Annotated in this window: 14 protein-coding genes; 5 read left to right on the forward strand and 9 right to left on the reverse strand. The window is 64.2% G+C overall.

Annotation, left to right across the window (positions count from 1 at the left end):
• Positions 1-18: 18 nt before the first annotated feature.
• The 9 genes from ACFQPB_RS00330 to ACFQPB_RS00370 all read right to left on the reverse strand — a co-directional run bounded on the left by ACFQPB_RS00330 (position 19) and on the right by ACFQPB_RS00370 (position 7,380).
• Positions 19-546: a DUF3158 family protein gene (locus ACFQPB_RS00330; protein ID WP_247735656.1), complete on the reverse strand. Its 528-nt coding sequence runs from the start codon at positions 544-546 to the stop codon at positions 19-21.
• Entirely contained in the window at positions 543-1,322 is a 780-nt protein-coding gene (locus ACFQPB_RS00335; RefSeq protein WP_247735657.1) for a PFL_4669 family integrating conjugative element protein, read from the reverse strand. Before ACFQPB_RS00335 ends, ACFQPB_RS00330 begins: the two co-directional genes overlap by 4 nt.
• A gap of 331 nt (positions 1,323-1,653) precedes the next feature.
• The gene (locus ACFQPB_RS00340; protein WP_247735658.1) at positions 1,654-2,904 is read right to left on the reverse strand and encodes an STY4528 family pathogenicity island replication protein; all 1,251 of its coding nucleotides are present in this window, start codon (positions 2,902-2,904) and stop codon (positions 1,654-1,656) included.
• A gap of 3 nt (positions 2,905-2,907) precedes the next feature.
• The gene (locus tag ACFQPB_RS00345) at positions 2,908-3,468 is read right to left on the reverse strand and encodes a DUF2857 domain-containing protein (protein WP_073664028.1); all 561 of its coding nucleotides are present in this window, start codon (positions 3,466-3,468) and stop codon (positions 2,908-2,910) included.
• A gap of 15 nt (positions 3,469-3,483) precedes the next feature.
• Positions 3,484-5,148 carry a ParB family protein gene (locus tag ACFQPB_RS00350; protein WP_247735659.1) on the reverse strand — a complete coding sequence of 555 codons (1,665 nt, stop codon included), beginning with the start codon at positions 5,146-5,148 and terminating at the stop codon, positions 3,484-3,486.
• The gene (locus tag ACFQPB_RS00355) at positions 5,141-5,401 is read right to left on the reverse strand and encodes a hypothetical protein (RefSeq protein ID WP_247735660.1); all 261 of its coding nucleotides are present in this window, start codon (positions 5,399-5,401) and stop codon (positions 5,141-5,143) included. The genes ACFQPB_RS00350 and ACFQPB_RS00355 overlap by 8 nt, the downstream gene beginning before the upstream one ends.
• Complete coding sequence (locus ACFQPB_RS00360) at positions 5,385-6,260, reverse strand: ParA family protein (protein WP_247735661.1); 876 nt, start codon at positions 6,258-6,260, stop codon at positions 5,385-5,387. Before ACFQPB_RS00360 ends, ACFQPB_RS00355 begins: the two co-directional genes overlap by 17 nt.
• Before the next feature lie 42 nt (positions 6,261-6,302).
• Positions 6,303-6,515 carry an AlpA family transcriptional regulator gene (locus ACFQPB_RS00365; RefSeq protein WP_009876569.1) on the reverse strand — a complete coding sequence of 71 codons (213 nt, stop codon included), beginning with the start codon at positions 6,513-6,515 and terminating at the stop codon, positions 6,303-6,305.
• A gap of 118 nt (positions 6,516-6,633) precedes the next feature.
• Complete coding sequence (locus tag ACFQPB_RS00370; RefSeq protein ID WP_247735662.1) at positions 6,634-7,380, reverse strand: hypothetical protein; 747 nt, start codon at positions 7,378-7,380, stop codon at positions 6,634-6,636.
• A gap of 1,204 nt (positions 7,381-8,584) precedes the next feature.
• On the opposite strand from ACFQPB_RS00370, the gene ACFQPB_RS00375 reads away from it, so the two are divergent.
• From ACFQPB_RS00375 to trpC, 5 genes are read left to right on the forward strand one after another with little or no spacing between them, the layout of a single operon-like run.
• On the forward strand, positions 8,585-9,154 hold the full coding sequence (locus ACFQPB_RS00375) for an anthranilate synthase component II (protein ID WP_382218885.1): 570 nt from the start codon (positions 8,585-8,587) through the stop codon (positions 9,152-9,154).
• Positions 9,151-10,227, forward strand: coding sequence for a low-specificity L-threonine aldolase (gene ltaE / locus ACFQPB_RS00380; protein ID WP_382218887.1), 1,077 nt, complete (start codon positions 9,151-9,153; stop codon positions 10,225-10,227). Before ACFQPB_RS00375 ends, ltaE begins: the two co-directional genes overlap by 4 nt.
• A 19-nt stretch (positions 10,228-10,246) precedes the next feature.
• On the forward strand, positions 10,247-10,900 hold the full coding sequence (locus ACFQPB_RS00385) for a LysE family translocator (RefSeq protein WP_382218889.1): 654 nt from the start codon (positions 10,247-10,249) through the stop codon (positions 10,898-10,900).
• 32 nt (positions 10,901-10,932) lie between these two features.
• On the forward strand, positions 10,933-11,964 hold the full coding sequence (trpD, locus tag ACFQPB_RS00390) for an anthranilate phosphoribosyltransferase (protein WP_382199690.1): 1,032 nt from the start codon (positions 10,933-10,935) through the stop codon (positions 11,962-11,964).
• Positions 11,965-11,969: 5 nt separating this feature from the next.
• A complete protein-coding gene (trpC, locus tag ACFQPB_RS00395; protein ID WP_382218891.1) occupies positions 11,970-12,767 on the forward strand; it encodes an indole-3-glycerol phosphate synthase TrpC in 798 nt (265 codons plus the stop codon).

Raw genomic sequence — 12,767 nt, forward strand, 5'->3', positions numbered from 1 at the left:
CTCGGCTGGCTGGCGCAATCACCGATCACGCACTGCGACAGGAACGGACGCGAGCCGGCGCAGGTAGGTGTTGTCCGCCTGCGCGGCCTTGCTGGCGCATTCCTGTGCTTGCCTGCCCAGGGTGTGCAGCAGGCTGATCTGCATGTTCAGCGTGATGCGCTGCAATTCGATTGTGTGCAGGTCGTGCAGCAGGTTGACCGGCGTGCTGGGGCTGGCGATCAGTTGCCGCCACAGGGCCACGCCCATGGCCGATCGATCATGCTTGCGCCAGCGAAGAAAGGCCGTGCCTGCGCCAGTGGTCTGCTGGGCCAGCTCGACGGGAAGCAGGTGGAAGGGATGCCCGCACGCCTGTGGCAGCACCTGTCGCTGCGCCAGGGCAATCAACTCGTCGCGCATGGCGAAGCACTGGCTGGCCCAGGTCTCGAAGTCCCCCTTACCTTTAAAAGGCTTTAAAAGGCCTTTTAGAGAGGCCGCGTGTTCCAGCCGCATGAAGGCTGGCTGTTCCAGACCACGGAAGTAGCGAGGTTCGCGGTTCGGGTCGCTCATGCCTGTTCGTCCTCGCCGGTGCTGGCCTCGGCCGGATCGGCGGCAGTGCCTTCGTCGCTGGGAGGTGCGGCTGCGGAAGCGCTATCACTGCGCTGTTGTAGGCCGCGGCGCACGACGGGCGGCGCAAACTTCGAGCGGCGAGTGCCTTCGAGCACGTCCTGCGGCAGGTCGCCGAACTTCTCCAGCGCCGCCCGCGCTGCGGCGTTCTTGGCCGCGAAGTCGTCGCGGGTGCATCCCGAGTAGCGGTACTGCTGGGCCAGGCTGAACAGGCTGCGCAGCGTGTGGGCACCTTCGTTGAGCCAGCGCTCCAATGTCGAGCGATCGATCAGCGCGGTGTGATGGGCGAGGATCAGCTTGCGGGCGATGTCGTCATAGTCGGCCAGGAGATAGACCGCGGCAAAGCCAAGTTGCGCGTTCACGAACAAGGGGAGCTTCACCGGTTGCACGTTGAGGTTCTCGCCCAGGCTCAACGCCGCAGGCACGCCGGCCAATGCCTGGTCCACCTGCTCGCGCAGCGATTGCAACGTGGTCTTGGCCTGGTCGAGCTTTTCCTCGATGCGCAACATCCACCAGTCGCTGTAGGGGTCGTCCTGCTCCGAGCCGCGCTTCATCTTGTTCATCACGGCGATGTAGCCGTTCAGGCCGACGATGCCGGGTCGCCCTTCGGTGGCGGCGCGGCCATGCCAGATGCGCGAGGCGTGGTGGGTGTGAAGCGTCAGCGACATCGCGCTGCGCAAAGAGCCGAGATTGAGTTGCAAAGGTTCGTTGGTTGCCATGGTGTCCGCTCGCTTGGGAAAAGGAGCGGTCAGGATCGGCATGCAGCGGAAGGCAGTCAGTCAACAAACCGAAATGAACTGGTCCCCGGTTGTCGTGGTGGTGGCGGCCCGCAATGCGAGCTATCCCCAGGGGATAGCTCCATCAAACGCCACAGAGCGCTGCTCGCGCAGATGGTGGGTGCGCTCAGGAACCGGACGCTACTGCAGCACCGTGGACAGAAGCACCCAGCCTGTGTCTTTCGGTGTTACGCCTTGCATCACATCTATCCCCAGGGGATAGCTCTACTGACGGCCACGGGCGTCTGCTTCACGCCCTTGTCGCTCGTCGCGCTCAGCTACTGCGCAGAAGGTCGCGCAGCCGGTCGATGTGCTGCCGGGCTACCTCGGGCGGAACTACATTGCGCGGTGGCTCAGGCGGTGCATCTCGTGCAGGGGCAGGTGGCGGTGCTGACCCAGCTTGCCTGGCCCATGCGTTGAACTCGCCACGGATGGCACGTTGGATGATGCCGAACAGGTAGCCTGCCGGGTTGCGGATGGTGCTGCCACGACAGCGATCCGCCCATTCGTCCAGCACTGCCTGGCGTAGCGGGGCATCGACCTGCTGCAATGCCACCATGGCGCCGGCCTGCTGCTCTTCCTTCAAGTTGAGGAAGCGATCAGGCAGACGAACTCCCGGCATTGCGCGCACCTGCCCACGCTCACGCGCGGTAGTACGTACTTCATTAATACGACTACTACGTACAGTACGGTCCTGCTTCGGATTCCGAAGAGCGCCGTCTGACGCGGGTTTCGGCCCTGCTTCGGAATCCGAAGAGGGCTGATCAGAATTCCGAAGAAGGCTCGGCGCCCCTTCTTCGGAATCGTGAACCGTGTCCTCCTGTGGATAACTCTCCTGCGACCCGATGCCCTGGCTTGCGAGGCGTTCGGCAAGGACCTGCAGCCGCGAGGGCAGCATGCGGCCAGACAGCAACGGGTCTTCGGCGATCTCCTTGAGCGTGTGCAAGCCCACGACCTGAACGGCCCTCGCCGAATGGCCCAGGGTGTGGCTGACGAGCTGCAAGTAGTCCGGGTCGAGCTGCATCGCCTCGAACGGGGTCAGGGGCTCGTCGTGCAGGACGTAGAGGTTGCCGAGGATGCGTCCGCTCTTGGGGTCGCGCCTGCGGCGCACGAGACTCAACCAGCGCGTCAGGCGCAACAGCGTCAGCGCCCGTGCCACGGTCTCGTGGGAGGCTTGTCCGGCGCAGGGCGTTGACGCGAGCCACGGGCGAAGTTGCTCATACGTCGGAAACGCAGTGACGCCATCCTCGTTGAGCATCATCCGGAAGACTTGCCAGGCATTGCGTTCAAGTGGCGTCAGGCGTCGGTCGAGGAACAGCCGTCGCGGCACGCTCTCGTGCCGATTGCCACTGAACAGAAAACCGTCGCCAGTTGCGGGCACAGGAGACGTTGCGGATGCGGGAGCCGGCTCGGGCGCGGGCGGGCGAGGTTTCGGCGCAAGGTCGTTCAGTGCGCTGTCGAACAGATCAGCGAGGGCGACGGGGCCTTGGCGTGGTGCTCGTGGTGCAGCGTCGTCCACGGCCATGATTCAACCCAGTCCCTGATCGATCCAGTTCTTGATCGCAGCCCAGACCACCGACAGCGGCAGCTCCATGCCTTCGGCGAGGTCCATTGCCGCATCAAGAACCGAGGTCTCATCCTCCAGCTCGACGTTCCTGCTGCTGGTCACGGCCTTCCAGCGCCGCCACAGCTCGGTGTCCTGCTCCTCGTCCAGAACCGGATGGCGCCCCTTGCGTTTGGGCAGGCCGAGAACTTCGCGCCGAAGTGCGACTTCCTGATGTGTCAGCCCGTAGAAGCGGCTCACCATTTCGGTACTGGCACCCAGGCGCAGCATGCGATCGACGGTGGCGATCTCCTTCTCCACGTCCTGCGCCTGTTTGAGCAATCGCCGGAGCACTTCCCGGTTCACCGAGACAGAGCACCAGGAGACGTTGGCATTGGCCAGCACGCTGATCAGCGCCGGATGCTTGAGCGCATCCAGCTCTTCCTCGCCGAACCCCATCGCCTTGCAGCGACGCAGTTGCCCGTTGCGTAGGTCGTAGAGTGCCTGCGCGATGACGGCCTGGTTGAGTGGGTTCGGTGCGGACATGCAGGCCTCCCTCGCTCAGATCCCAGGACCGACAGCGCCGGCTTCCAGATCCAGCAGGCGCCGGGCCAGCCGCAGCAGACGAAACAGCTTGACCAGCGCGGTGTCGCTCAATCGCCGGGCCCCGCCGTCACGACGTTGACCCTGGCCGTGCAACAGCGCTGGCAGGTCTGTGATGAGTTGCCCGCTGTCCAAGCCGACGCCGGCTGGCTGCTGACCGGCCAGGGAAACCAGTAGTGCGAGCACGGCGCGTGCGAGCGGCGACGAAGCCTGGGCTGGGGCACGACACGTGAACCCGATGCCATCAGAACGATCCTCGACACACGCGTCCAGGTCGGCCTCGCCCGCGATCTCGCGCGCGAACTGCGCGATGTGGATGCGCAGGCGGTCGGGTGTGTCGAGGCCAGGGTCGATATACCAGATGTCCGAGATGGGATAGAGGCCACCGGCCTGCACGGGAATCGACTGCAAGACGTTGGCCGAGAAGTCGGGCGGCAGCGCATCGCCCAACTGGTCGGCGACCATGCGCTGGATGGACTGGAGCCGCTCCGTCGTGGGTGCCGGAGAGATGATGTGCTCGTCAAGCAGACCGCCATTCGCTGCCGCAGGGCTGGCTGCGGATGCCTCGCTCGGGGCCCCATCGTCCCGGGGCCTTGTCGGCGCGTCGGCAGAGTGGCCCGCAGAAGGTGCAGTTGTAGTGGGGGGCGGTGCCGGTTCGATCGGCGGCCGTGCGATGGCCCCAGGCTCGGGCAATGCCGGCGGCGCCGATGGCGGGGTTGGGTCGCTGACCAGGGCGCGGTGGCGGCTCTCGGATTCGGTCAGGTCCAAGGCGAGCACGTCGTAGTCGATGCCCAGCAGCTCGGACATCTGACCGATCAACTCGTCCTGCACACGCGGCGGCGAGAACTCGTCGGGCTGGACATCAAATTGCGACAGCGCCTCCAGAAAGAAGCTGTCGAAGTCCAGCGGCAGGGAGCGGCCTTTGGCATAGTGCTCCCACGTGCGTTCGCTGGCTTTGCGCATGACCGACAGCCGCTCGACCTGGTGGCGGCCGAGGCCCCCGTATAGGACGGTCGGGATCGCGGGCAGCAGGTAGCGCACCGCGTCAGCCATGCGGCTGATGTGCGACTGCTGGACTGGGAAGCCGTCGGCGGCCAGGCGGCGGGCCAGCTCGGACTGGCTCAGGGTGGTGCCGCTTTCAGCTTCATAGAACTCGCGGGCTTTCTCGACGCCCAGGGCGCGCTCGATGAACGTGAGGCCGCCGCGTAGTTCGTTCTCGGCGAGGTGCCCGGTCAGGGCGACGATCTCTCCGCGCGCAGGCCACGGCCGGAACAGGCACGATATGCGGAAGAAGCGTTCGTCCTTGGTCTCCGCCCAGAGTTCACGCAGGATCGCCAGCCTGGTGTTGCCGCCGTTGCGGATGATGTAGTGCGCCTCGCCAGGACGGCGTGTGATCGCTGGCGCCGCGTCCAGGCCGCGCTCTCGGATGGAGGCCTTGATTTCATCGTAGGCCGAGTTGCGCTTTTTGCGGGGGTCGTGGTCGTAGGGCCGCAACTGGTCCAGCGTCACGACCATCGGCGTGTCGGCGATCGGGTCGCTCAAGGCCGTGGCCGATGGCCCACTGCGCTCGAACCCGGCGGCAAGCAGCTTGCCGGCCATGTCCTGGGAGGTCATCTCAGCCATGACCACATCCCTCGGCGTTGACGGCCCGGGCCATGCGGGCCTCGCGCTCGGCGCGGCGGATCTGTGCACGGGCGTTGAGATCCGCCCGGTAGTCGCTCGCTGTTGAGCTGGTGTAGATGGTGGCGCAGCCGGCCTTGGTGAACTTGAGGTGTCCGCCACGTGTGCGCTTGACGTGCCAACCTTCGCTCACAGCAAACTCGATCAGGGCGCGCAGCCGCTTGTGGCCACGGGCCAATTCATGTGCGTTCGCCATGCGACCTCCCGGTTTCAATAGAACGTGGAGGACGGCCGGAAACGTGGGCAAATCTGTCTTGCCATTGAGGGAACAATTCGCCAGCGAGCGCGCGCATGGTGTCGAGCGCGGCGGGCGCAACTCTGCCCGGCGGCTGGCGATGCTCGACGCGATGCACCGGCAGGCCGCGGGTTGCGGCGCGCGGATAGGCCTCGATGGCCGGCACGTCGGTGCCCAGCACGCATATGCCGGCATGGTCCTGGAACAGGTCGCGCAGCGCCTGCTGGATCATCCGTGCATTCGCGGACACGGGGTGGACGCGATTGATGAGCAGGTGCAGGGATGGCGGTTCGATGCCGAGGTGCCGGTATGGCGCGATGTCCTCCAGCAACTGCATGGTGCCGCGTCGCAGTTCGCGGGCAGCGAGAATTTCCGGGGTCACGGGCGACAGCGCCAGGTCAGAGGCGAGCACCGCCATCTCCAACAGCACCGAGCGTGCACCCTGGGTGTCGATCAGCACCAGGTCATAAAGCGGCGCCAGCGCCGGCAGCAGGTGCCGCAGTCTCAGGCGTCCGTCTGGCGCGTGCAGTAGCAACGTGTTCAGTTCACCCCGGTGATCGTTCGAGAGCACCAGGTCCAGGCCCGCGATGATGGTGCGGGACACCAACTGATCGAGGGCGCGTTCGTTGAACGCCAGCAACTCATAGATACCGCCGGCAGCGCGGTGTGCCAGCTCGTAATAGGACGACAAGGTCGGCTGCACGTCGAGATCGAGCAGCAGCACACGCAGCCCCGCGTCCGCGGCGAGGCCGCCGAGGTTGGCGGCCGTAGTCGTCTTGCCTACGCCGCCTTTCGTTGAAATGATGGATACGACCTGCATGGCGCTCTCCGTTTGGCGATGGGAAAATCGAGGGGGAGCGGGTCAGGTCCGGTTGTTGAGGCGTTCGGCGATCCACTGGTCGATCTCGACCGAATCCCAGCCCACGGCGCGCACGCCCAGGCGCAACGCCTGCGGAAACTGGCGCTTCTTCATCAGGTTGTAGATGTGGGCGCGTTTGAAGCCGGACTTCGCTTCAACTTCATCGAGCCGCAGGATGCGGCGCTCGTGCGGTGGCAGTACAGGTATTTGCGACATGGCGGTCACTCCTGAACGCTCAGTGGCGTTTGTTGGCGTGACCTCTATTCAATAGACATGGCTGCGGAAAAACATTGCAAATGCAATCTCCGCGACTGCACATACAAGATGGAAGAATTCACGCGGCTGCGCTACGGACATTCTTCCTGGCATTGGCGAACTTGCCGTTCAAGGTTCGCTCCGTGATGCCCATGGTGCCGCCATAGTGGGCGAGCAATGCGGTGACGATGGCCTCCTGCGTCTTGAAGCTGGAGTACGGCACGCCGGATGGGGATTGGCTCAGCATCAGCGTCAGCATGCCGCCGATGATGTTCAGGTATGTAGTTTCCGCCCGATCACTGATCACGCACTGCTTGGGAGCCAGCAGTACGGCGGACTGCTTTAGCAAGACTTCGTGTTGCTGTTGCAGTTCGCGCATCTCGCGTCGGCTATGGTCCAGCGCGGCCTGCAGAGCCAGCCGTTCCAGCAGGATTGCCTGTCCTGTTTCGATGGTGATGAAGGGATGCACCATGCGCTCGCCCCGACTGAACAGAAATCCCGGCCGATGCTCGGGATAGTGGGTGCGCATCCACCGCTTCAGATCGACATGGCGGACGGTCAGATCGGGTGAACTCACCAGATCTGGGTCATTAAGCGTGATCCCGTTCTTGCCGAAGGGCAGTTCGGCGTTGAGGATACCGTCGTAGATGCGTTCCGAGTACAGCCGACACTCGTTCCATCGCGGGCAGTCCAACATCTGCGGCAGACAACGCGGTGATGCGATCGATGCGACGATCACCGCCTCGTACCGCAACAACCCAGCCCACCGTATGGCAGCTTCGATGGGACGATAGAACACCTTTGATAGTGGTGGCTCCTTGTGCATGTTTTCGTCTCCTTTCGGAAGCGCTACGTCACCGGCTCCTTTCTTGCCCCGCCAAGGGGCTGTTGTGTCGTTATGCCTGTGGTTGATGCCTGGGGCGATGCCCTGGAACATGGACAGAAGAGATCATGGCACCCGTCACAGGTGGTTCTCTCTTGCTCGATGTGCAAGAATTGACCAGTTGCCGGCCCGTCGAGTAACAAGGAAGAAGCACGCTCGACAATGGCGCTCACGGTGCCAGCGTCATGGGGTGCGTCAAGCCCATCAAGACCGATTCGATATGGTCTGATATCCCCACGGTTTCACAAGGCGCACGGGATTGCATCCGCTGCTCCACGTCTAGAGGGACTTGGAGAAATCCGCGCATGTCATGCTTGTTTCGGCATCCTGATATATCGACATAGCATCTACGGGCTAAGCCACGCGGCTGGCTTCCACTGTGGGACAGCCGTCCTCGCATCGCTTCTCGGGATGCATTTCAGTTCCATCAAGCAGGCGGGGCGCTTACGACGCCCACAGCCAGCGACGGGGGCTATGTCGGCTTTGTCCAGCGCAGGTCGAATACCCAGGTCCTCTTCCGCTCGTCCCTTTTTTAGTGCGCTGACTTGGCGACGTCCAAGGTGATCTCGCCGTTCTGTTAAGAAGTGGACTTTGCCTGCCATGCTCGTGGTAAAATACCGAAGGTTTTATTGGAATTCCGTTCCTGTGCGCTCGGACTGGGTTCTAGCTTTTTAATTCAATACTTTGGTCTGACCATGACCCGTACTGCTTCGACCAACATCGCTCTGTGGTGGCGCTTCCAATAGGAAGCGGCATGTCGTTGCGGTCTTGACCGCACCTTGCCGCCGTACCGGCAGGCAAGGTTTCAAGAAGGCTTCCCGGCACGGCGGCTCCAAGATTTGAGGAGATTGCCCGATGCCCTTAGCATCCCAACCCCGTCGTCGAACTGATGCCCCGCGCGCTGCGCCGCCGTGGGGTACAAGCTTGCCCGTCTTGTCTGCGCACTTGTCCCAGCCATGCCGGCGCAAACGCTTCCTCGGCACACCGCGTTGGCGCACTCTGCGGCTTCACTCAAAACCCGTTGCTACCCTGTGCCAGCACTTGCGTGCGCTTCCTCCATCGCAATCGATCGCCGATGTGTGTAATGAAGTGTGTAATGGGGTCCGTGTGTAATGAAAATATTCAATAAAATCAAGGACTTAAAATCATGAGACTCCTGATGGTCGACAACTACGACTCCTTCACCTTCAACATCGTCCAGTATTTCGGTGAACTGGGCGCCGACGTCGAGGTGTTCCGCAACGACGAGATCACGCTGGAGGGCATCACCGAGCGCGCGCCCGACCGCCTGGTGATCTCGCCCGGCCCCTGCTCGCCGGCCGAAGCCGGCATTTCGGTGGCGGCCATCCGGCACTTTGCCGGCAAGCTGCCCATTTTGGGCGTGTGCCTGGGGCACCAGAGCATTGGCGCGGCTTTTGGTGGCGACATCGTGCGCGCGCAGCAGCTCATGCACGGCAAAACCAGCGTCATCACCACCACACAAGAAGGCGTGTTTGCTGGCTTACCCGCGCAGTTCACCGTCAACCGCTACCACTCGCTGGCCATCCGGCGCGACACTTGCCCAGACGTGCTCAAGGTCACGGCCTGGACCGACGACGGCGAAATCATGGGTGTGCGCCACACCGAACTCGACATCGAGGGCGTGCAGTTCCACCCCGAATCCATCCTCACCGAGCACGGTCACGCCATGCTCAAGAACTTTCTGGAGCGCGCATGAAAACCGTCGATCTCAGGAGCGACACCGTCACCCAGCCCACCGCTGCGATGAGTGAGGCCATGATGGCCGCGCCCTTGGGCGATGACGTGTTTGGTGACGACCCCAGTGTCAACGCGCTGCAGGACCACATCGCCGCCATCACCGGCAAGGCCGCCGCGCTGTTCATGCCCACGGGCACACAGAGCAACCTTTGCGGCATCCTGGCCCACTGTGGTCGGGGCGACGAATACATCGTCGGCCAATTGGCCCACACCTACCGCTACGAAGGCGGTGGTGCGGCGGTGTTTGGCAGCGTGCAGCCGCAACCTTTGGCGCAAGACGCGGGCGGCCAAATGGCCTTGGCCGACATCGCCGCCGCCATCAAACCCAACGACCCCCACTTTGCGCAGACCCGGCTGCTGTGCCTGGAGAACACTTGGAACGGCCAGCCCATGCCGGACAGCTACCTGGCGGCCGCCACCCAGCTGGCGCGTGAGCGGGGACTGGCCACCCACCTGGACGGCGCCCGGGTGTTCAACGCCGCTGTGGCCACCGCAGCACCGGGTCAGTCGGCACGTGCCCGCGTGCGGCAGATCGCAGACCACTTCGACAGCCTGTCGGTTTGCTTCAGCAAGGGCCTGGGTGCGCCGGTCGGCTCGGCCCTGTGTGGCTCGCGCGAGTTGATTGCCCGCGCGCTGCGTGTGCGCAAGATGGCGGGTGGCGGCATGCGCCAGGCGGGGTTGCTGGCAGCCGCCGCCCACCATGCGCTGGACCACCACGTGGACCGACTGGCCGATGACCATGCGCTGGCCCAGCGCCTGGCCGACGGTTTGCGCGGCATCGATGGCCTGAGCGTGCGATCGGCGCAGACCAACATCGTGTTTGTGGACGTGGCCGATGGACGTGGCCCGGCCTTGCTGGAGCACCTCAAGGTCCGCGGCGTGCTGGCCACCGGCCTGATTGGCCTGCGTTTTGTCACCCACCTGGATGTGGATGCCGCCAGCATAGACCATGCCATCGAAGTGGTGCGGGGCTTTTTTGCCGGCGCCGGCCCATCCACCGCCCACGCGCAAACGCCGAGCGGCGTGTACTGAGCGCCCATCGCCATTTCCCATGCCAGACACGTCCCAATTGCTTTTGTTCATTGCGGCCGGCTGGCTGCTCAACCTCACGCCCGGGCCCGATGTGTTGTGCATCGTCAGCCATTCGCTGCGCAATGGCGCCCGCGCGGGCGTCGTGGCCGGCCTCGGCGTCACCGCCGGCTGCTTCGTTCACATCTTTGCCGCCGCGCTGGGGGTGGGGGCGCTGATCGCGGCTTCGGCCACGGCATTCACGGTGCTCAAGTGGGTGGGCGCGGCCTACCTGTTTTACGTCGGCGCCAAGCTCTTGCTGTCGCGCGGTGGTGGCAGTCCGCTGGGCGCTGCTGTGGCCACCGGTGCCGTGCCGCAGGCGCCTGCCGATCTGTGGCGCGTGTTCCGCGACGGTTTTTTCACCAACGCGCTCAACCCCAAGGTGGCGCTGTTTTTCCTGGCCTTTGTGCCGCAGTTCATCGCCCCCGGCACCACCCACACCACCTGGGTTTTCCTGGCGCTGGGCGTGTTGTTCAACGTCAACGCCATCCCGGTCAACGTCGGGTGGGCGCTCGTCGCGGCCTGGACAGCACGTCGAGCCACCGCAGTGCAACGCAGCCTGGCGGTGCTGGACCGTGTGGCTGGCGCCCTGTTCATCGCGTTTGGGCTCAAGCTGGCTTTGTCCAGCCGCCCTTGATCCTTTTTTCTTCTCTCACATTGGAGACCGCCATGCCCATCACCCCACAGGAAGCGCTGCAGCGCACCATCGAACACCGCGAAATTTTCCATGACGAGATGCTCAAGATCATGCGCATGATCATGAGCGGTGAATGTTCGCCTGTCATGATGGCTGCGCTCATCACCGGCTTGCGTGTGAAGAAAGAAACCATCGGCGAGATCACCGCCGCCGCGCAGGTGATGCGCGAATTTGCCACCCAGGTGCACGTGGCCGACAAGCGCCACCTGGTGGACATCGTGGGCACCGGCGGCGATGGCTCGCACACTTTCAACATTTCCACCTGCTCGATGTTTGTGGCGGCGGCGGCGGGCGCCAAGGTCAGCAAACACGGCAACCGGGGCGTGTCCAGCAAGTCGGGCAGCGCCGATGTGCTGGAGAGCCTGGGCGTGCACATCAATCTCTCGCCCGAGGCCATTGCCCAGTGCATCGCCGAGGTGGGCATCGGCTTCATGTTCGCGCCCAACCACCACCCGGCCATGAAAAACGTGGCGCCGGTGCGCCGCGAGCTGGGCATCAAGACCATCTTCAACATCCTGGGCCCGCTCACCAACCCGGCCAGCGCGCCCAACATCCTGATGGGCGTGTTCCACCCCGACCTGGTGGGCATCCAGGTGCGCGCGATGCAGCGCCTCGGCGCTGAGCACGCGGTGGTGGTCTATGGCCGCGACGGCATGGACGAGGTGTCGCTGGGCGCGGCCACGCTGGTGGGTGAGCTCAAGAACGGCGAGATCCGGGAGTACGAGATCCATCCCGAGGATTTCGGCATGACCATGGCCAGCAACCGATCCATCAAGGTGGAGACGCCCGACCAGTCGCGCGACATGCTGCTGGGCGTGTTGGGTGGCGAGCCCGGCCCGGCGCGCGACATCGTGCTGCTCAACGCCGGTGTGGCGCTGTACGCGGCCAACGTGGCGGCCGACATCCAGGCCGGCATCGCGCTGGCGCGCACCGCCATCGACAGCGGCGCGGCCAAGGCGCGGCTGGAACAACTGGTCGTCAAGACCCACGCATTGAAAGCCTGAACACCATGTCCGACATTCTTGAAAAAATCGTCGCCGTCAAGCGCGAGGAAATCGCCGCCGCCCAGCGCAAGAAGCCGCTGGAGATGGTGCGCGCCGACGCCGAGAGCCGCCTGCTCACGCGCGATTTCGAAGGCGCCCTGCGCACCAAGATCGCCAAAGGCCTGCCGGCCGTGATCGCCGAAATCAAGAAGGCCAGCCCCAGCAAAGGGGTGATTCGCGAGGACTTCATTCCTGCCGACATCGCCCAGAGCTATGCCGAACACGGTGCGGCCTGCCTGTCGGTGTTGACCGACCGCGACTTCTTCCAAGGCAGCCCGGATTACCTCAAGCAAGCCCGCGCCAGTTGTGACCTGCCGGTACTGCGCAAGGACTTCATGGTGGACGCCTACCAAGTCTACGAGGCCCGGGTGATGGGGGCCGACTGCATCTTGCTGATCGCCGCTTGCCTGGACGACAAGCAAATGGCGGAGCTGGAAGCCCTGGCCCATTCGCTGGGCATGGCGGTGCTGGTGGAGGTGCACGACGGCGCCGAGCTGGAGCGGGCGCTCAAGCTCAAGACCCGGCTGCTGGGCATCAACAACCGCAACCTGCGCACCTTTGAGGTGTCGCTCAGCAACACGCTGGACCTGCTGCCGCGCGTGCCGGCGGACCGGCTGCTGATCACCGAGTCGGGCATCTTGACAGGCGCCGACGTGAAGACCATGCGCGATGCCGGCGTGCACGCCTTCCTGGTGGGCGAGGCCTTCATGCGCGCCCCCGATCCGGGCGCTGCCTTGGCCGACGTTTTCCAGATGAAGGCCTGA

This window comes from Hydrogenophaga atypica (assembly GCF_042665215.1).
Taxonomy (GTDB): domain Bacteria; phylum Pseudomonadota; class Gammaproteobacteria; order Burkholderiales; family Burkholderiaceae_C; genus Hydrogenophaga; species Hydrogenophaga defluvii_A.